The sequence below is a fragment of the Pseudoalteromonas sp. MIP2626 genome (genome assembly GCF_013414205.1).
GTDB lineage: Bacteria > Pseudomonadota > Gammaproteobacteria > Enterobacterales > Alteromonadaceae > Pseudoalteromonas > Pseudoalteromonas nigrifaciens.
Genome location: NZ_JAATTW010000012.1, coordinates 24,375 through 45,288 on the forward strand (window position 1 = coordinate 24,375; position 20,914 = coordinate 45,288).

Here is a 20,914-nt window from a genome sequence, read left to right on the forward strand (position 1 = left end):
GCTGTAATTACTTTTTTATATAATTGTTATAAAGTTTCTCTAGTGCGCCTTCGGTTGTTAACACTGGATCTTTTTCCATAAAGTGCTTAACAGTGCGAGTTACAAAATCAGAGTTTTGTTTGTGCAGCTTTGAAAAATCTTTAATTAACGTGTTGCCATCTTTAGCGGCAGTTACTTTGTCATGCCGATGACGATACTGGCTAAGTGCTTTGTTAAAATCACCTTGATAGTCTTCAACCAATATTTTATAAAAATCACTTTTATCAACATTTAAGTCGGTAATGCAGTAGCTTAGTGCCTCTTTAAAATCAGTAAATAACATGCCTTCTACGTCAAATTCTTTGGTTTTTTCCCGCACTGTGACCTTAGCCTCTTCAGTGGCGTAACTAAAGCCAGTAAATGCTAAGCGCTCTGCGGCTTCTTTACCTAGTTTCATACCTGCTTGAATGCTGTGCGCAAACTCGTCACTCATATCGCCCAGTTCACTCTCTTCCCACATATTATAAACACGCAGTGGTTTAGCGTATTTATTAGAAAGCTTTTTTTTCATTTTAGTAAAGCGCTCATCTATCGTCATTAACCTTTCGTTATGTAGTAGCGCATAGCACTCATAACATGCCGGTATTGATACAAAGTCGGCTTCTTCACCCAGGTCAATAATGCTTTGTAGCATGTGTAATGGCGGACAATGGTCGCGCTCTGTCGCTTCACAGCCACAATAAAAACATTGGTTAAAGTGCTGTTGGTCGCATGCATACGCCTGCTGATAATAACTGGCTAGCGTTTTACTCACAGTGGCTCCTTTTAATTAAACACTAAAAATTAGGGGGCGATAATAACAGTCTGAAAAAATATGTCAGCAGGAAAAATAAAAGTGTGTCAAAAAATACACTTAATTTAAGTATGCTTTCAAACACCTAAACGATAAGCCAATTTACGTACACATGCCCTTACAACTGGGATCATTGAGTTAACAGTATTTTGTTCAAATTGAGCAATACTGAACTTGCACATTCACATAATGAGGCTTAAATAATGAATACTCTAAAAGCAACTTTATACTCTAGTGTGCTATTAAGTGCAGTCTCAATAGCATCACCCGTAATGGCAACCCAGTTTATTGCTGCGGATTCAACTCCCGGTACGCAAGCATGTATGGCGGTAGCGTCAAACAAAAGGCTAACCATTAACAACACAATGAAAAGTTTACGTATAAGTAAAGCCGTCATCAGTAAAAAACTGCTATGTAATGATTTATCGGTAGGCGATTTTGTCTCGCTGTACAGTCTTAATAAATCGGCACGTTTTTTAAATATAGATATGGATACACGCACCTCAATTACCGATTTAGCAAAGGCTAAAATGCCTTCGGTGGTTATTATGGCCGGCTCTAAATAATTAATTACAGTTATATTTATTAAGCAGGTAATAATTACCTGCTTAATTATTCAATGCTAAATTTGTGGTTAAATTATTGCGGCAATAAGACCAAACAATCCACCAAACACGCCGCCCCATACAACTAACCAACCTAAGTGCTCGCGGATCATGGTTTGAATAATCTCTTTAACCATTTTAGGGGTTAGTTCATCTAAACGCTCATCAACTAATTTAAGCACTGTATTGTGTAAGCTTTCAGCACTATTACTTTGCGAAAGTGTTTGACTAACTAAGGCTTTAAAGTTATCAGTTTGAGATATTTCTCCAAGCGACAGTTGCATTTTTTCAATGAATTTTTCACGCATTGGCTCAACCGCCGCACTGCCACCAAACATAGCAAGCATGCTGCCAAACTGAGATTGCTCAATTACCTCTAGTAAACTGTCGAATGCGGGGTTTAAATCAACATTATTTATTATTGGTTCAAAGTCGATATTAGGTTGCGCTTTGCTGAGTAAGCTATTAATTTTTTGCTCTGAAAAAAACTCAGTTAAAATTAAGTTTCTTATTGCTACTTTAAAGCTTTGAAACTTTAACGCGATTACTCCCGAACCATATAAAAAAGGTACTTTTTCGAACAGCATATGAATAGCTAATAAATTAGTCACTGCTCCAGAGAGTGCAAATAAACCAACCGACAGCACAATTGCCTGATCAAATATAAAGCCAAGAACAACAAATATACCCGCTAGCAAATTGGTTATTAAACTTTTATTCATTTTTATTCCATTTCAGTGATTTATGGCATTAATTTTACAACGATTAGTTTGTTAAATTAATACCTTTTTGCCATAGTTTAAGTATCGGTTTAAAAAGCGAGCAATTGTTATGTGGAAAACAGTAAACGAGCAAATAAGCCAAGCCATACATTATGACTTTAAACATACTCATAAACAGCAACTTCAGAGCACCAACACAGACAAACTTTTTCATATAACCAATGGTACGCACAACTATTTAGTAAAAGTAGCGTTAAAAAATGAGCTTGAGCGCCTAGAAAGCGAATCGCTTGGTTTAAAGCTGCTCACAGAAAACGGGGTGTTTATAGTGCCTGATTGCATTACAACAGGTGCAAATATAGAGTTCTCGTTTATTGTTTTAGAGTGGTTAGAATTTGACAAACAACCACACCCCACATGGAACGCAATGGGAAAAGGCTTAGCAATGTTGCATCAAAAGCATCAGCAAGCCATGTTTGGTTTTGATGTAGATAATTATTTAGCCACTACAGTACAGCCTAATAGCTGGCATAAAAAGTGGAGTATATTTTACGCCGAAGAGCGCATAGGCTGGCAATTACAATTATTGGCAGAAAAAGGCATTATATTTATAGAGCCAGAGCGATTAATTAATTTAGTAAAAGAGCAATTACACAGCCACCCCGTAGAGCCATCATTATTACATGGCGATTTTTGGCGTGGCAATGTAGGGTTTATAAATACAGTACCGAGTATATTTAACCCTGCCTGTTATTACGGTGACCGAGAGGTTGATATAGCCATGAGCGAGCTATTTGCACCACTGCCAGATGATTTTTACAGCGCTTATAATCAACAATATCCGTTGCTAGCAAGTTTTGAGCAACGTAAATTAATATACCAGCTTTACCCTATTTTAAACCACGCTAATATTTTTGCGGGGCATTACCTTACCCAAGCAAAACAACACATAGAAAGGTTAATAAAGTAATCCTAATAAACTAAATTAAACGCAGTAAACATTTAATCCCGACTATATTGAGCTTATACCAATAGCATTAAGTAAGTGATTAATTAGTGTAATTATATTATTGAAAGCCTACTTAATAATGTACATGGAGTGATTATGAAAAACTTTGTATCGCAACGTATTTCATGTCCGCACTGCGGGCATCATATTCATTTAGATTTAGATGCCAGCATGGGAGATCAAGACTACATAGAAGAGTGCAGCGCCTGTTGTAACCCTATTCATTTAAACATGCACATTGACCATGCTCGTAATAAACTAGAATTACATGTAGATAGCGGCGACGAACAAATATTTTAACTCTGCTGACGCAAGTAGTTCTCGACCGTATTTATTATGGTATAGGTTTGCTGATCTACCTCAATATTAAACTCATCACCTAGCTTAGCTGCATCTAAGTTGGTAATAGCGAGGGTTTCGGGAATAAGGTGCAGCCAAAAGCCCTGCTCATCAACATTACCTACAGTTAAACTTGCGCCATTTATAGCCACAAAACCTTTATACAATACATACTTTTGCCACTGCGGCGGTATGCACAATAGCATTTTATAATTACTTTGCTGTTTAACTATTTGCACCACTTTAGCCGTACAGTGAATATGGCCAGACACAATATGCCCGCCAAGTTCTGTACCAAAGGTTACTGAACGCTCATAATTAACTAAACTATCCAGTTCAAGCTTACCTAAGTTAGTTAACTTGAGTGTTTCATCAATCACATCAAAATATACCTGCGCCATTAAATCATCATCACTTGCTAATACTTTAACAACCGTTAAACAACAGCCATTAATAGCAATACTCGCCCCTAAATTTAGTTGCTGTATATATTGCTTTTCAACCGCTATGGTTAATTGCATCACGCCATTTACTTGGTTAGCCGACACGACTCTCGCTTGGGTTTGTATAATTCCTGTAAACATATAATCTCTTAAGTTTATTACAAAATTGGGGCTGTTAAGCCTTTGCTGCTTAATAGCCTCTAGTTTAACGTATCAAGTTATAAAATCATGCACTCTTAATAATTATCTTAATGGATTGGCACCCCGCAATAGATTACAATTATGCCCTGTATTATTTCTTAGCTGTTTGTTATGACATTTAGTAATTGGGAAGCTAAACGCTTACTTTCCCTTGCCATCCCCGTTTTTTTAGCTCAGGTTACCCTTGTTTTAATGTCTGTCGTCGATACGATTATGGCAGGCCAAGTAAGCCCAACTGATTTAGCTGCTTTATCTATTGCCACTGGTATTTGGAACCCATTATTACTTGCACTGCAAGGTATTTTACTCGCTTTAACCGGTGTTATTGCACAGTTTGCGGGGGCCAACGATAAAAAAGGCATCAGCCATTATTTTCAACAAGCTTTATATTTAACTGCGCTGCTATGTATTGCTGGGTTTGGTATTGCTCAATTTGCCGATATTATTATTTTAAAACTCGACACCAGCCCTGCTATAGCAACACTTGCCAGTGATTATATTCGCTTTGTTAAATGGGGAGTGTTTGGCTTTTTAATTTTTACCGTTTACAGAAATATGACCGAAGGTATGGGCATGACCAAACCCGCTTTTTATATCAGCCTGTTAGGTTTAGCGGTTAATATTCCGGTGAATTATATTTTTATTAATGGCTTATTTGGCCTACCCGCTTATGGCGGCGCAGGCTGTGGTATTGCTACTGCATTAGTATTAACTGTAATGGCAATAGCCCAAGTTATTTATTGCCAAATGAGTAAAAAAATAGATGCTAAAGGCTTAATGACTCCATTTGAAAAACCTAATTTAACCACTATTGGCATTATCACTAAATTGGGTATTCCTATTTCATTAGCCACTTTTTTTGAAGTAACCTTATTTGCCTGTATTCCATTATTTATTGCCCATTTAGGCGCCGTAGCCGTATCTGGCCATCAAATTGCCGCCAGCGTTACCACTTTATTGTTTATGATGCCGCTCAGCCTTTCTATTGCTATAAGCATACGTATAGGCAACTTATATGGTCAAAACCATTTAAAACAGCTAAAAGTTGCTGTTTCAACTAGCTATATACTGGCAGCGCTCATTGCCCTGTTTGTTGCCGTAACTACCTTTTTAGGCCGCGATTTAATAAGCCAACTGTATAGCGACAGTCCCGAAGTACTTGCACTGGCTTCATCTATCATGATTTTAGCCTGTATATATCAACTACCTGATGCACTACAAGTTGCTGCAAATGGCATATTACGTGGATTAAAATACACCGCACCTATTTCATACATTACATTTGTATCGTATTGGTTAGTTGGCTTTGCACTAGGCTATGTATTAGCCAGAACCGACTTAATTGTCCCAGCAATGGGCCCACATGGTTTTTGGTTGGGCATTATTGTTGGCTTAACACTCGCTGCTGTATTGTTAATGTACACAGTACATAGACGTTTTAAATATGAACCGTCTTTGCAAGCTTAAACGGCTATTAGTAAAGCCACTGCCAATAACCTGTTTATTGGTAGTGTGCTTTATTGCATTAACCGCTTGTAGCGATAAGCCCAGTAATGCAAACCATACTTATATCCAGCGGCTAGCAAACACGCTTGATTTACAGCCAGTAACACCAAAACCGCTAGTGCCACTAAGCTTAATACCATTAACTGTATTAAGTGATAGCAACATCACCTTGGGCATTATTCAACTTGCCAGTTTAAGCCACTGCAAACTTAACGTCCTCATTAGCGAGCATAATAACCAGCTCGGTAAAACCGCCACAGCGGCAGGCATATTAATCTATCAAATAAAATTTATACAAAGTGCGCAGCAGTGCTTAACTTCGCTTGAAAAAGACTCTTCTATTTATAAAAAAATTTTGGCGGCAACCGAACACAAACAAAATAACTTAATGCACTACTTTAATAGCATGCTCTATAAAGAGTCCGAGCTTAATCGCATTTGGCAACTGAGCTCGCGAGAGCTTTCAATAACCCCAGCAGGCTTTAGCGACACAGTAAATGCCGTAACAAAGCTGGTAAATATTAAACAACAAATAACCAAGCAGCAGTTTGCACAAATAAACTCCGAGCATTTATTTGCCGCACTAGAGCAGCTTAATAAATACCAGTTTAACCAGCAGCTAATTCAATCAGCAAGAACGCAAATAGCCCTAAATAACAGTGCTACCCAATTTATAAACACCATAAATATTAGCCAGCTATGCCAAGCAGGTAAAAATAATAACCAAGCGCAAATTGTAAATAATATCTTTAAAAAATATTACTTAGGACAAGTGCAACCTTACCAAGCACAGCTCGCCGGCTACTTAGAAACCCTGCAACCGCTATATCAACAACTTTGGTATAAAACAGCAATCACCAGCAAACCAATTAATAATTTACTCCAGCCCAATGCAAACAGTAACTTATTGAACCAACTAAAATACTCAGCTAAAAACCATGTACTTTGGTGGCAAATTTTTTATAAAACGTGTGAAATCAGCCCAATATGAATAAAAAAACGGCAAATAAACGCAAAAACTATAAAGCTGCTTGATCCAACTCCCATCACGCTATATATTAGCGCCCGTGCTATCTAGTTAGCACTTAGCTTAAATTAAAGTAATACGACTGTAGCTCAGTTGGTTAGAGCACTACCTTGACATGGTAGGGGTCGGTGGTTCGAATCCACTCAGTCGTACCAACATTTAAGAAAAAGTATAATTGAAGGAAAGAGCACTACCTACTCTTGATCACCCGGTCCAAGAGTCAGTGATTCAATTCATTCAGTCGTACCAACATTTAAGAATCCTAAAAAAATTGTACGACCGTAGCTCAGCTGGTTAGAGCGCTACCTTGACATGGTAGAGGTCGGTGGTTCGAATCCACTCGGTCGTACCAATTAAACTCTATATTTCAAACAGTTAAAAACCCTATTCAATCTATTCGTTTAATTATTCAACTAAAAATTAAATTCTTAGTTTTTTATTATTTTGTATTCAAAATTTTAAAATAACGAGAGCCAAGCCTCAAAAGATCATCCTAAAAATTCCAGTTTTTATCGATTTGTGCCCAAACTTGTGCCCAAGCGCCCAAACCACTTTTTTAGCTCCTTGACCTTGCACCTAATTCGACCTCGAGCCTTTGCAGATTATCTGTATAACAATAAAGTTAAGCAGACATCCGCTTGCCGAGTTAAATAACTGCTTAGTCAAAATTTATTTTTAACTATTAAAGAATAACAATCGATGGCTTAAGTACTTTACCTGTTTTAGTATTAATACAACCATGAAATAAAACACTTTGAATATCACCACTCATATTGTCACTTTTATTATGTTTAATATGAGATTGGGTATCAAATTTATCCCCTGTTTTAACTAGTTGCAGCTCAAACATCGGATAAGCAAGCTTAAAGCGCTTAAACAACAATTCAAACAATCGGATAAGACGCTCTTGGTCTGGATTATTTCCTTTTACCACTTCCGCTTTAATATAATCCCACAAGTTAAAAATATATTTTTCTTGAATACCACAAGCAACTAGCCCTTTTACGCTAGGATCGGTAAATATATTATCCGTTGATAATTTGGTTTGGTTAGAAAGATCATCATAGATTTCTTTAATTCGAAGATCTTCTTCAAAGTTATCGCGGTAGTATGCTATTTTTTTTTCTTGTTCTTCATATTTCGCTTTAATAGAATCATATTCTGTCTTTAAATATTTATAATTGCTAGAAACCTCCGACAAGCTCTGTTTGTTTTGATTAAGGTTAGAAGTTACTGTAGATAAGTTAGCTTCTAAGCCAGACTTATCTTGGTTTAGTGATAGAACAGCTTCGTTGCTTTTATTTAAAGCAGAGTCTTTCAATCCGAGTAATGACTTAAGTTTTATAATAATTTCTTTCATTTCTTCATTCTCACTTCTTAATTTTATTACCTCAACCTCTAAATTATTGTCCTCTTCTTGTAATTTTTGAATTAAAGTATCGTCACTGATAACTGAGTCCTCAACAACTGTTGTTTCTAAAGTCGTGTTAACTGCCGGTTTAAACATTATTTCACGCACTTTTTCTCGGACCTCACTATCTTCTAAAAGTAATAAAACACTCTGTTTTAAAGTTTGATCACCAATTAGCTGTTCATCCATTATTGATTGCCTCTTTTAAAATTCCTTGTCGCCTTTCGGTAATAACTCTGTAAAACATTACTATTGCCAGCATCTACTTCTTCAACAGCTGGCTTAACGGTTTTTTTATCAACACCAAGTTGATCATTTTTAACCGCACTGCTTACATTAAGCCTTGTTGAAATATTTGGATAAAGAAAAGCTTGAGAACAAGCAATGTCAATACCATTAATAACCCACTGAAGATCTTGTTCACTAGTAATAAACTTGTCAGCGATTGAAATACTCGTATCAATATTAAAAGAGCTATCATCTGTATCAATAACAAAGGCCAGCTTTTCAGTCGTAGTATATTCAATTTTATTTTTAAATTGTTGCCAGTATAAATTAACCGAAATCCACTCTTCTCCGGCAAAGCGAATAATCTCTAAGTCACCATCTATAATGCGACTCGTTTTAGCCATGTTATTTTTTACTTGAATATAAAAATCAGCCATTTACTTACTTAACCCCATAACCTTGCTTTCAATCTGTTCAATAGATAATTCAGGCTCTAGTTTTTGGTAAGCATCAACTAAGGCATTACTATGCTTCGTTGTTTCATCAAGAGAGAGCTCATCATTAAGGTAAAGCTCGTAGTTATCTAGCTTTAATTCCTTCTCTTTATAGGCCTTTATAGTCCCAATAATTTCATCAGTTTCTAGCTCTTGAGAAGCCACTTTCGCCATAAATGAAGGTGTTACTGTAGCATCTAATTTTTCATTAATTCCTTTTAAAGTAATAGAGGCACCAATAGAAGAACGCGCTAAAAGATCTTTTTCATCAAGGCTATCAAATTTTTCTTTATCAAAGACGACGTTATTTCTCAGGTGATCAATATAATCATTAATTGAATCGAAATCTTCTGGCTTTTTATCACTTAACATAGCCCGCTCGCCTAGCTCTTCCATTGTATCTTCTGGGCTAATAATGCCTAAAGAAATGCCAACCGACTTAATGGCATCAGAAACTTTTGCCGCAAGGCTTATTCCTAAGCTGGCAATGCTTGTAGCAGCACTTGCAATGCTACTACCAATACTTGATACCGCACTACTTATAGCGCTACATGCACTGCTCACAGCACTACACAAACCACTCCAAAAACCCATAGCTATCCCCTTAATTAAAATTTAATTTTTTATTAGTACAAAGAGCATTTCTTTGTTCCATAGTAAATGCAACTTCAGAGTTTTCGAGCACTGCATATAGGTAAAGTCCTAAACAGTCGCTTCGACTATTTAGCTGTTTTTCATTCTCATCTGTTTCTGCAAGCGTTTTATAACAAGTGGTAAGAATATATTGGTGCATAAAATCAATACCATAAACTTTGATATAATTATGTAACTCAATGTTTGATTTATAATTTTTTACAGTCTTAATCCAAGCAAGCACTGGACTCCCTTGTAATATATCCTGAATAACATCTACTGAAGGTTTATTTTCCAAAAGCTCTAACCCCTGAATTAAACCTAACTTGTAATTATCAGCATAGTATTGAAGCGCTATTTCTCTAATTTTTTTAGGGTCAACATCAGCTTCTTGTGTTGTACTAACAAACTCTTTAATTTGTACTTGAAGAGGTTTTGTCGTCCCCGAAGTAGATAAAATGACACGACCAGGTTCAAGATTTGATAAAAAGTCTTTTTGCTCATCAGATAGTGCCATTGTATTTCCAACGGCCTCTTTATCATCTTGTGCAAAAAGTTTATGAATAATTTTAGTACTCGTATTTTTTAATACTTCTGGCGTTAGTTTATTCGGAATTTGATCAACAATAATCAGCGACTCACCATATTTACGTACTTCAGCCAACATATCAGAAAAAGTTTCCACTCCTTGTTTTTTATTTGAGCTATCCCCGGCTTCAAATTTAGACAACAACCTGTGTGCTTCTTCAATTAATGTAATATGTCTAAATTTTTCACCGCGACTTCTATACTCTTCATGATTTGCCCGCACAGCTTCATTTAAATTAGCTAAAACGAACCCCATTATCAGGGATTTTTCACTTGGATTACGAATTTCTTCGAGCTCTAAAATAACATTACACTGCGCTAAATCTTTAAAATTAATAGAGCGCGGCGTATTTAGCATTTGTCCTTTAGAACCAATTAGCAAACCTTGCAAACGTGCTTTAATTGAACCTATATAATCTTGCTTTAATCTATCGTCAAAGCCCTGTTCTTTGACAATTACTTCAGTCATTGCAATTAACTCTCCCAATGTAGGAAAGGCATAAACACCTGGAGCAAATGGGTCTTCATAATAACTATTTTTAGAGTTAGCTATATTCCAACCTTTTACTTCATAACAGCGATAAATAGCTGCTTCAATAAGTTGTGGAATAGCCGCTTCCATATCAAAAGCCGACTCTATGCTCGCCTTAATCATATCCACTCTTGAAGTAATATTTTCATGAGGAAAAAATTCAAACGGATTCAATCTAAATGGTGCAACATTATCGTTACCTAACGTAAAAATAAGAATGTCTTTATGTTTTTTAGTAAGTACACGATATTCTGTTTTAGCTGGTTCAATCACCAAAAAAGGCATTTTTGCTGAGTTTAATAAACGATGACAAGTAGTTGTTTTGCCGCTGCCAGTTACACCTGCAATAAATATATGTTTATCAAGATCTCGTTTATCAATGCTCACCTCAGTTTGCTGCTGTAATCCACTTTTTATCAAGTTACCTAAAAATAGTTTATTCTCATCGGTAACCGTTTTAGTCATGTTTAAACCAAATTCAACTTCTTCTTTAAGCGTTAACCCAACCACTTCTTTTTGTGGTAAGCCAGCCACAACACTAAGTTCATTAGTCGACAACCAATTACACGAATATTTATTAAACGGGTTTCTAGACAACAAAAGATTAAATTGATGTATGTTCTTGTCTTGTTTATTTTCTCCTTTGTTGTCAGCTTTTAATGCTGGTAATTGAAAGTTCCTTAACGTAGTAATTTCATGAAATTGAAAGTTCTTTAACGTAGTAATCTCATGATTTCCTGCTAACTTTTTAATCACTAATGGAGATTTATTCGCATCTTCACCTGAAAAAATTGACTTTGCTGTATTACCTAGCTTTAAGACACTGGCTTCAGAATTAGATAATAAGTAAATATTAGAAAGGTATAACCCCTTATTTTTACCTATTTGAATCCGTTTTAATAACACATCATCAATATAGTTTACCCAATCTTGTACCGCTTTATCTGAAAACTCACGAGATTCACTAGATGATGTTCCTATTTGTTCCGACGAATTAGTTCCTGTGTTTTTTGCTGTCGACTTAGATTCTGACGTGCCCTTTGTTTTAGATTCATTACCACTAATGTGGGTCGTATGATCTGTCTCAGAAGAGCCTTTTGAAGTCTGTTTACTACTACCCGAGTCAGATGTCCCATTAGTAATACTTACTGACTTACCCGTATTGGTGCTAATACTGGTTCCATCACTAAGACCTGTAGTTTTTGTTGTGCTCGCCCCTTCTGATGTCCCTTTCGTTTTTGCATTATTTTCACCACTTTGAATGCTTTTTTTAGACAAAGGAAGTAACTTATCGTAAATATCATGTAGTTGACCTTCAAGCTCATTCACTTCAGATAAAGAAAGAGGATCAGCTAATACAGCAAGGCAAAACTGATCGCCACTCATAATATCAACTAAGCGATCAACCCCTTGAAACTGTTCGTTATCTTCATGAACACTCGGTACACCTTCGAGTTTAGACACTTTAGAAAAACAACCAACTTCTTCCTTAACCCTCTTTCGTTCAGCTTTAGTTAGCTTCTCAACCACGCTTCCTCTAAAGTTACCTTGTAAAGAAGGCTTTAAAATACTTTCACCTATGTCATCAACATCAAGCGATAAAGTCCCTTCATAACGCTTGTCTTTTGCGATGCCAAATAAAAATTTAACGCTTTCCCCGTCACCGATTAGTAAGTAGAGAAAAATAATGCCATCAATATTCAATGCGTTTAATACGTTCTCAAACGCCTCTTTCCTTGGCAATTCCTCATCAAATGTCACTTCTTTAATGTGATAAAGTGAAAACTCATGGTCAGCTAGTAAAAATGGCTTTTCTATCGCGGGTAATGAAATACCAGCATCAACATCATTACTCTTTAATAATTCAATCAACGATTTTTTTGTTTTTGGCATCTTAAAAATCCTTCATTACAGCTTGCTCAGCTTCTTGCGCAGTCATTGACGGATAGGTAGTTTGGTATGCAGTTAACAAATTATCGCTATGTTGCTTTGTTTTATCGAGTGTTAATTCACCATCAATATATGCTTCTATCTCATCCGGATTAAGCTCGCTACCTGAATATGCCTTAATAATCTCTAATACTACTTTCGACTCCACACCAAGCTCACTCACTTTATTTAAAAGTGGTAATGAGATTTCTGTCCCTAGCTCTTTATTTAAACCTTTAAGCACAATAGCAATACCTACTAATTGACGAACTGAAACATCAATTGGATTGTGACTTAATTGAGACTCGTCTACTTTTACGTTATTTCTTAAATAATCGATATAATCATTCATGTGCTCAAAATCTTCTGGTGTTTTATTCGCACTTATTGCTTTTGCACCAAATTCATCAATTTTTTCACTCGGCTTAAGTAAATCAGTGGCAGTGCCTATCCCTTCAACCATCTTTATCACTTTTGGTAAGTTCTCACCAATTACTTTCATCGCAATTGGGGTATACCTAGCTATCATCGGACCTACTGCTACAGCAACTTTACTAATAGCGCTAATAATTGCTGGAATAATGGTTGGTACTAACATAACTTTTCCTTAACCTATTAAAGATCTAAACATTGAATATCACTAAGAAAAACGTTGTGACTAATGTCATTCTCATTTGCAATAACGTATTCAATTTTCGTTGGTGACACAATTCGGATATAAACCAACGCATCGTCATCGGTCATATCAAGCTTAATAGCTTTCTTTTTAATACCGCTGTCAGAAATAGATACATTCCCAGTGCTTGACGTTGGTTGTTCAGTGTAAAACAATTCAAATTTTTGATAGCCCGCATCAATAAATTCAAACCATTGATTAAAATTACTTTCACGGTCTATTATTGGTTTAAATTTACCTTTACGGCTTTCGCCTAGGTAATATTTAAAACGAATATCATCATCGCCAACATTACGATCAATCACCATTATATTGCCGCCTTCTCGCGACTCAATTAAGCCAAAAGCAACGCCTGTTTTACCTGTTGGTTTTTCAAGGTCAGCTTTATCGGCACCCAGTGGCGCAAATAATTTAAAATGGCTATTACCACTAATATTGCCAATAGCTTCATCTTGTAAGTTAATATGCTTTTCAAATAATGCGTTAACAAAGCTAGACTGGCTTGAATTTCCTGCTAAAAATATTTTTACATCATCAATATCGTTTAATGATTCTTGAATATTGCTAAAAGCCAAACGCAGTGCATTAAAAAAGTTTTCAACGCCTCGCTCAATACGATCAGATAGTAACTGTGTTAGTTCATCCTCATCAACATCAAGCGCAAAAGCAGAATGCTGAATACCATTAATATCTGTGAGCGTTATACTCAGCTCTCCAGAAGCATCTATCGCAAAACCTTCGTGTTCTTCCCAAAATGGACGTAAAGCAATACATAATTTTTTTGTGTTGTTTCTTGCTTCTTGTGAATGGCTAAGTAACTGTTCGCTGCCTGCAAATACATCTTTTTCAGGGTGTTTTTCAAATTGTATTCCTGCTTTTAAAAGTGCTACTTTGTTTTTCTTAAATACTTCAAACGCTAATAATTCTAAAAGGTTTTCACCACCAAGAAATTGATCGCCACCAGCACCAAAGTGCTCTATTACATAGTCAAAACGGCGCTCTTTTCCACTTTTTGCTTCTCTAAAAATACCAAAATCAAAATCGGTTGTTCCGCCGCCAAAATCAAAAACGCCATAAAAAATACGTTCGTCACCTTCTGGGTCAAAGTCATGAGATTTAAAGGCCGTTAGGGCATAAGCAGCAGGCTCACTCGCGCCTTTTATAACGGTTAATTGCTCAATAGTATCAACCCCTAATTCAGTAGGAAGTGACTTTTTAAGCCCTTTTTCAAAGCTTTCTATTATTTTATCGCGTACAGGCATTTCGTAAGTCACAGGAAAAGACAGTATATACTCCATAAAAATGCCATTATTTAAGTTATTAATATATAAACCTAAATAATATGCATAAATTTCAATAGGGTTAAAGTCGTCAGTGCCAAGTTCTAAAAATGGCGGTAGGTCAATCACTCTGCCTTTTTGTCCAACTACTTTTAGCTTTCTGTTTTTATCGCCTGCCCATTGCTTTATTTCATCCAAAAAAGTATTAAATTGGCTAGACTCTGTGCCTTCCATTGCATTTTTTGCCGTATGGGAAATAGTTAAATCTTGCCAGCGAGTATACGGTTTATTGGCTTTTGCACCATAAGCACTAATAAACGCGTCAAGGTCTCTAAATTCCATAATTGTTGGGTTTTCATAATGATGAGCTTGTATATCTGTACGTAAATCCCCAGTACCAACTCGCATAGGATGAATATTCACATTATCTTTTTGATACACCACCACGGTGCTTTTTGTACCAAAATCAATTGCGACCACCCCATCGTTAATACTCGATTTTGGGTCGCGCGCAACCAGCGGAATAGGTAAGTTAATACTTTGTTCATCCGTGTTTTCTAGCTCATCAGTCCATAAAGACCAATGGCCGAGCTCGGTATCTTCTACCATTTTTAAGTGGTACGGCGCTATATCGGCGCGAATGTGGTCTTCTAGTAGTAAGCTATTAGTTATTTTTTTTGTGATTAATTCATTTACTATCTGCTTATCTTTCAGTTTATATTCTGGAAATAGTGTTTGCTGTTTACGATGCACAATCGATAACAATAACTTATATAACTTGCTATTTTTTAAAGGTAATGGTGTTAAACCTTTGTTTAAAAACTCTAAAAACAATACTTTTAAATTAGGCATTGGAGCTTTAAAATCTAAAAAAGGAACGCAAACGCCAGATGATTGTGGACTATCACTCTTATGGGGCATGTGATTAGCACACACTTTACCTTCAATAACATAAAGCTGGTCCCAAGAACCAATATAACTAGAGTTAATACAACCATATCCCCCATATATTTCAAATGGGGTATTACTATCTAAATTTAACATTTTCAACAGAGTTTCTTTACTTGGGACCTCCCATTTATTAATTGGGTCTCTCAATATTTTATTAACATAATCATTAACTTGAACTGCAGGAGTCCCTCTATCAAAAAGCTGATAAGGATTATTTTCGTCTTTTTTTCTGATGACCCAACAACCGTTTGCTTTTTTATCAAAATAAATTTCATCGCTTAGTGATATCCAACGATCACTATTAAACTCATTTTCTACTTCCGCAAAACAACTATTTAATGCATTAGCTAATGGCTCACCTTCATTTGTGACGGTTACATTATTTACAAAAGCAATAATTTCTTTTTGAATCGTTTCTTCTAAATGCATAACCATTTTTTCAAATGAAGCATCAACACCTATTTGTTGCGCATCTTTATTAGATAGCATCCATTGCGTAATTCTTTTTGTATCCATTATTCTTCCTATATTTTTTATGTATAAGTCTTATTCTGCTTTTACTGCTAAAACCTGTATAAATAATTTAAATACCTTGTAGGCTTAATATTTCATACACATCTAAATATTATGCTTTTATCTTTCGAAATTAATTTCACAAGCTTGCAAAGTAGTAAGCTCATCCTTAATGCCACTTAATCTCATAACCCCATTGACGACATCAGTTCATGTTCACTCACCACTTCAGGCGTTACTACCGCATCTTTTAGCATGGTTTTCTTTGCGAGTAGTTTGTCTAGATTCACATCAAACGAATCATATTCTGGGTGTAAAAGGCAGGGTAAGTGAATAAACACAGGTTTTTCTTGACCAATACGATAAACGCGGTCTGTAGCTTGAGCCTCTTTTGCGGGGTTCCAGTGGCGTTCTAAATGAACTACATGGTTTGCACCAACAACCGTTAAGCCAACGCCTGCCGCTACAGGCGACATAATTATAACGTTAAAGCCTTCTTCTGCTTCAAAGTCAGTGATCATCCCTTTACGAGACAGCTGATCTTTTTTTGTAGCAATCGCTTTGCTGTCTCCGTTAATAACATGAATGTTTAGCTCATAAATTTTATCTAAGCATATTTTAAGAACAGCCTGGAGCTTTTTAGTTGTCGCAAAAATAATTACCTTCTCTTGTTTGTTTTTTATATCTGACAATATATCTAACAACATGCGTAACTTTTCAGACTCTTGTAAATTACGCTGTGCCTCTTTGGCATTATTAGGTGGCTGTTTAAAAACCTCATCAAGCCTTGGATGCAAACTAACAGCCCTTAATTGCTGTAATACTGTTAAAGCATGGCCGCCGCCCTGCTCTTTTGCTTTTTCAGCTCTATAATCTTCAACAATTTGGTTGTAACCTAGCAATTGTCCGCCTGTCATAGTGCGAGCGAGTTCAGGTGCAAATACCATATTGTCAGCCAAGTCTTTGTGAATACCAGTTTTTATTGTTTTAGTGGGCATTCCGGTTAGCTCGTCTTCCTTGGTTCGGCGTAACATAAACTGGCCTGCAGCATTACGTAACTCGTTACCAACGTCTAAACGTACCTCTGCTTTTTCTTCCTCATTAGCACTACTTATTGGCTTAATCCAGCGCTCTCTAAAATAGCTCCAATCGCCTAATAGCCCTGGTTGTGCTGTATCCATTAAACACCAAAACTCACTTAAACTATTTTCAACAGGGGTGCCTGTTGCCAATAACTTAAAATCAGCTTTTAAACCTTTAGCTGCACGGGTTGCTTGTGTATTAGGGTTTTTAATATTTTGAGCTTCATCAAACACCACAACCCCCCAATCAATTACGCATAGTGAAAACTGATAGTCTCGAAGTGTTTGGTAGGTAGTAATAACAACACGTCTATCCATATCCAAGCGTTTTGTAGCTGCATCAGCCCCAACGTGTAAAGCGTAACGAATAGATTCATGATCTGCATGCGAATCATTCATTACCGTCGCAAGCTGCATAGATTCTCGTTCAGCCCCTTGAACTTTGAACTCTTTCAAATCCCTTGATGACTGCAGGACTTTAATATCTCTAAATGGGGAATTTTTAAATGTAGCTTCAACCTCTTGCTCCCAATTTTCCAATAAACTAAGTGGAGCGACTATTAATATGGGCTTTTCGGATTTATTATTTTGCCTTTGCATTGCCAAGTACTCAGCCAGCATAACTAACGTCATATAGGTTTTACCAAGCCCCATATCATCGGCTAGTAAAGCCCCCTGTACTCTATACATATCATCATGGTTATCTAATTGCGCTGACTTAAGTAACGACATCATCCAGCTAATACCAGACTCTTGATGAGGGAAAGGTGTTCGCGCTAAATTAGTTCTGTCAAAAGTAATAGATCGGTCTAACTGCGCAACTTTATTTACAATGTCTTGATTATGTTCTTCCGCATCTTTTAGTAACAAAGAAACTTGCTCTTTACGGACCAAAGTATCTTCAACTTCTGCTGTATCTGAGTCATTAGAAGGGTTTGCTAAATTTTCTCTTACCTCTGCGAGTGTTTCACTAACTCGCTGCTCATCGCGTATGTCAATTAACTCATCATCAACAACAACACTATCTGCATTTTGCCCTTTAGCTTGCTGGTAACTTTGCTCAAACGATACAACATCTTCCTCGCATTCAAGCAACTTAACTAAGCGCTCTGGTGGCTCACTGTCTGTATTTGTCGAAAACCAGCCATTACTGCCATCGCTGTTTTGACCAAAAGGAATGTGTACCATTTTGCCAATACCAGCAACTCTCAGAGAAAATCCAAGATCGAGGTTTAAAATAGACGCATCTAAAAAAGCTGAAGGGGTTTTAATAAATTCTGCGACTTTGTGTGCAGGAATGGTTCTATTTTGCAGTACTTCTTTAACAGCTTGTTTTTTATCGTCAGTAAGTAAAACAATGCGATCTTTTATTCGCATTACTTGCCCGTCGCCCTGTAACTGAGCTAAGCGATTTTGTAAGTCTTCAGGTGATGAACCATCACCAAAGCTTGGGCTAAGCTCTAGGCTACCATCAACCTGTTGATTTGCTGTTACTGTAATTTGTTCTGGTTGTACTAAATCAAATTTATCAAAATGTTTTAAATCTAGTTTTAACCCATCTTTAACTGCTTGCTGTAACTTAGCAACTGCCAACACATTATTTAGCTCAGTCCGGTCATCGGGCGTAAGCGACGAATGTTTTTCTACGGCTAAAACAGCATTAAGCTGCTCAGGCGTCATTAAATATTGTGTTTGCTCACTAAAAAAAAGTATCGGTCCTTTTCTTTTTACTGGATATTTTTGCTGCTCAAATTTTGCAAATAACTGCAGCGTAAAACTACTTTTAGTTGTTCTACCTTGAATATCAACGTCAAAGTCGTTGTTAAAAAACGGCGGTAGCCCTAAAACGTCTGCATCTTCGGGGTCTAATAAACATGCTTGCTCACTGTCTAATCTAAAGCCATTAGGTATAGGCTGTGCAATATCTCGCTCTTGTAGCATTTTAAGTACAACATGCTGAATAAGCTGGCTACCTCCGCCCTCACCTTTGTTAAGGCAATGAAATGTAGCTTCATTAGTGGCAAAATTAACGCCATACGAGTCATATACTAAGGAGTATTTATCGTCCGCTAAATGACTATTTTTATTATTAGGCAAAAGCCCTTTTATCAAACTAACAAGTGACATGTATTTTTAAATCCCTTTTTAATATTCCTAAAGTTCATGCTTTTCTCTGAAGTGGGCTACAGCGAACGGCTCCATAACTCTTCAGAGTTTAAGGTGACCCTGCCTTTTGTACGTAAAGAGTAAAGTGCAAAATTTACCTGGTGAACACTTTTGCGAAGCTCAAACTCCTGCGCTAAGATATTAGTAATTGAGTTACTATTTATAGGTTGATGTACATCTAGTACATGCAAAATTAAAGACTCCAGCGATTGAGTGGCTTCCGTTTTTGCTTCTACTTCTATCTCTACTTTTTCTTTACTTCCTAAAACAGGTAATCCATACCGACTTATATATCTTCTGTATTCGTCTTTATAAAATAGTTTTTCTAAATCGAGTTCAATGCCATTTTGAGTTAAAAAATCAATAGCATTTTTTTGCCAAGAAGTCGGCGAGTGTTGAATTGGCATTAACTCGCCTTTTGGATAGTTCTTTTTAAATTCCTGTGGAAAGCTGTGTGTTAAAGAAGAATGGTTTAACTCACTCAAAGAGTAATCGTTAAGCTTCTCACTAGGTAAACCCATATAAATCCATAGCTTAAAGTTATGCGATCCTTCAATGATATGAAAATCACCGCAATCTAAATAAATAATGGAAGTTTGAGTCATTCCTCTAAGGTTTATATAACTGGTTGTTAAACTCTTTCCTAGCACTCGCTTAACTGTATGCTCTGCTTGGTTTCCAAGCATTAGCCGTGCATTACGCACAAATCCATGTTCATAAAGCCCTTCTAAAAAACGCTTACGTGCGGGGAACATTCTATTTAACGCTTCATCGCCGGTGTAATTTGCGTACTCTTCAATAGCGCCTAAAAATAACCGCAAGTCTTCTTTGGCAAGCCAGCTTGTTACTGCTTTTACTCTACTCTCACCAATGGGCTTCCACCACTGGCGGTAATTTGTAGCTGTATTAGCAATACGCGGATCGCCAGCTAAATTCAGTACAAAGTTTTGCCATATTTCACTTGGTGCACCAGCAGAGCGGTCAATAATAATTTCAAGCGCTATGTGCCCTATTCGTTTACCTTCTTCAAAAGGCATTGTGGCAACATCTTGTTTTAGTAGCTCATGCAGTACATCATGTTGCTCACCAACGGGAATTTCTTTCAGTGTGTCCAGGTAATATTGCGCGTGGCAAATATCTAAAAAACGTCCTTGCGGCAGCTCGTTTAAGCGTAGTTTTTTTAATTGTTCGTTTAAGTCTAAGTGGTTTTGTTTGGCAAGGTTAACCAAAGCCTTAGGAGCTGTTAAATCAAGCAGCCATTTAGCCTGATTAAGCACAGACAAAATTGTGTCACTTGTATTTTTGCGATCTTTTAAGCGTTGCTCTATTTGCTGTTTAAGCCACTGCGTTAATCGATTAAAAATATTGCCATCAACCAGTGCATCAAAATAACGATAAACTAACGAAATTAAATTCATTAACGACGACATACCAAGTTTGGGATGTTTAGCTTGAATGTAATCTATTGTTTCTTCGTTTAATGAGTTTTTTCTTACTTCTTCTTTATCAATCCATAACTGAGTTAAAACACGTACACCTTTTCGCTTAATTAAAATTTGTTTAAGCTTTTCTTTTTGATCGTACATAACGTAGCGATTAATCTGTTGCTCAAGGGCTTTATATTCTTCACCTTGCCCTGCACCGTCGGCAATTTTCTTTGTTTGTGAAGTCAGGCTATTCCACTGCTGTGAAAATCGCTCCCAGCTAAATTCTGAAAGCTGAGGAATAGGAGGTAAAAGCAACATAA

At 36.6% G+C, this 20,914-nt stretch carries 16 protein-coding genes and 2 tRNA genes; 7 read left to right on the forward strand and 11 right to left on the reverse strand.

Going from position 1 to position 20,914, the window contains the following annotated elements; genetic code table 11:
• Positions 1-7 precede the first annotated feature (7 nt).
• Entirely contained in the window at positions 8-793 is a 786-nt protein-coding gene (locus HC000_RS07600) for a hypothetical protein (RefSeq protein WP_011328406.1), read from the reverse strand.
• 242 nt (positions 794-1,035) lie between these two features.
• On the opposite strand from HC000_RS07600, the gene HC000_RS07605 reads away from it, so the two are divergent.
• Positions 1,036-1,398, forward strand: coding sequence for a DUF3718 domain-containing protein (locus HC000_RS07605; protein WP_089368374.1), 363 nt, complete (start codon positions 1,036-1,038; stop codon positions 1,396-1,398).
• Between the two features lie 68 nt (positions 1,399-1,466).
• Here HC000_RS07605 and HC000_RS07610 read toward each other — a convergent pair whose 3' ends face one another.
• The gene (locus tag HC000_RS07610) at positions 1,467-2,159 is read right to left on the reverse strand and encodes a DUF445 domain-containing protein (protein ID WP_179807347.1); all 693 of its coding nucleotides are present in this window, start codon (positions 2,157-2,159) and stop codon (positions 1,467-1,469) included.
• Between the two features lie 109 nt (positions 2,160-2,268).
• Between HC000_RS07610 and HC000_RS07615 the strand changes: the two genes are divergently transcribed.
• Entirely contained in the window at positions 2,269-3,129 is an 861-nt protein-coding gene (locus HC000_RS07615; RefSeq protein ID WP_179807348.1) for a fructosamine kinase family protein, read from the forward strand.
• Positions 3,130-3,264: 135 nt separating this feature from the next.
• Positions 3,265-3,468: a CPXCG motif-containing cysteine-rich protein gene (locus HC000_RS07620; RefSeq protein WP_011328409.1), complete on the forward strand. Its 204-nt coding sequence runs from the start codon at positions 3,265-3,267 to the stop codon at positions 3,466-3,468.
• Here HC000_RS07620 and HC000_RS07625 read toward each other — a convergent pair.
• The gene (locus HC000_RS07625; RefSeq protein ID WP_179807349.1) at positions 3,465-4,091 is read right to left on the reverse strand and encodes a riboflavin synthase subunit alpha; all 627 of its coding nucleotides are present in this window, start codon (positions 4,089-4,091) and stop codon (positions 3,465-3,467) included. The two genes, HC000_RS07620 and HC000_RS07625, sit on opposite strands and share 4 nt — an antisense overlap.
• Before the next feature lie 171 nt (positions 4,092-4,262).
• On the opposite strand from HC000_RS07625, the gene HC000_RS07630 reads away from it, so the two are divergent.
• The 4 genes from HC000_RS07630 to HC000_RS07645 all read left to right on the forward strand — a co-directional run bounded on the left by HC000_RS07630 (position 4,263) and on the right by HC000_RS07645 (position 7,036).
• Positions 4,263-5,618, forward strand: a complete 1,356-nt coding sequence (locus HC000_RS07630) for an MATE family efflux transporter (protein WP_011328411.1) — start codon at positions 4,263-4,265, stop codon at positions 5,616-5,618.
• On the forward strand, positions 5,596-6,648 hold the full coding sequence (locus HC000_RS07635; RefSeq protein ID WP_179807350.1) for a DUF3080 domain-containing protein: 1,053 nt from the start codon (positions 5,596-5,598) through the stop codon (positions 6,646-6,648). Before HC000_RS07630 ends, HC000_RS07635 begins: the two co-directional genes overlap by 23 nt.
• Positions 6,649-6,762: 114 nt before the next feature.
• Positions 6,763-6,839, forward strand: a tRNA-Val gene (locus HC000_RS07640).
• Between the two features lie 120 nt (positions 6,840-6,959).
• A tRNA-Val gene (locus tag HC000_RS07645) sits at positions 6,960-7,036 on the forward strand.
• A gap of 330 nt (positions 7,037-7,366) precedes the next feature.
• Here HC000_RS07645 and HC000_RS07650 read toward each other — a convergent pair.
• The 8 genes from HC000_RS07650 to HC000_RS07685 form a co-directional block, all read right to left on the reverse strand.
• Positions 7,367-8,284, reverse strand: a complete 918-nt coding sequence (locus tag HC000_RS07650) for a hypothetical protein (RefSeq protein WP_179807351.1) — start codon at positions 8,282-8,284, stop codon at positions 7,367-7,369.
• A complete protein-coding gene (locus HC000_RS07655) occupies positions 8,284-8,760 on the reverse strand; it encodes a hypothetical protein (protein ID WP_179807352.1) in 477 nt (158 codons plus the stop codon). The genes HC000_RS07650 and HC000_RS07655 overlap by 1 nt, the downstream gene beginning before the upstream one ends.
• Entirely contained in the window at positions 8,761-9,411 is a 651-nt protein-coding gene (locus tag HC000_RS07660) for a hypothetical protein (protein WP_218910963.1), read from the reverse strand.
• A gap of 10 nt (positions 9,412-9,421) precedes the next feature.
• Positions 9,422-12,463: a DUF87 domain-containing protein gene (locus HC000_RS07665; protein WP_179807353.1), complete on the reverse strand. Its 3,042-nt coding sequence runs from the start codon at positions 12,461-12,463 to the stop codon at positions 9,422-9,424.
• Position 12,464: 1 nt separating this feature from the next.
• Positions 12,465-13,097 carry a hypothetical protein gene (locus HC000_RS07670; protein WP_218910964.1) on the reverse strand — a complete coding sequence of 211 codons (633 nt, stop codon included), beginning with the start codon at positions 13,095-13,097 and terminating at the stop codon, positions 12,465-12,467.
• 17 nt (positions 13,098-13,114) lie between these two features.
• Positions 13,115-15,922 carry a molecular chaperone DnaK gene (locus tag HC000_RS07675; protein WP_179807354.1) on the reverse strand — a complete coding sequence of 936 codons (2,808 nt, stop codon included), beginning with the start codon at positions 15,920-15,922 and terminating at the stop codon, positions 13,115-13,117.
• 182 nt (positions 15,923-16,104) lie between these two features.
• Positions 16,105-19,128, reverse strand: a complete 3,024-nt coding sequence (locus tag HC000_RS07680; protein ID WP_179807355.1) for a DEAD/DEAH box helicase — start codon at positions 19,126-19,128, stop codon at positions 16,105-16,107.
• A gap of 56 nt (positions 19,129-19,184) precedes the next feature.
• Positions 19,185-20,912 carry an EH signature domain-containing protein gene (locus tag HC000_RS07685; protein WP_179807356.1) on the reverse strand — a complete coding sequence of 576 codons (1,728 nt, stop codon included), beginning with the start codon at positions 20,910-20,912 and terminating at the stop codon, positions 19,185-19,187.
• Between the last annotated feature and the right edge of the window lie 2 nt (positions 20,913-20,914).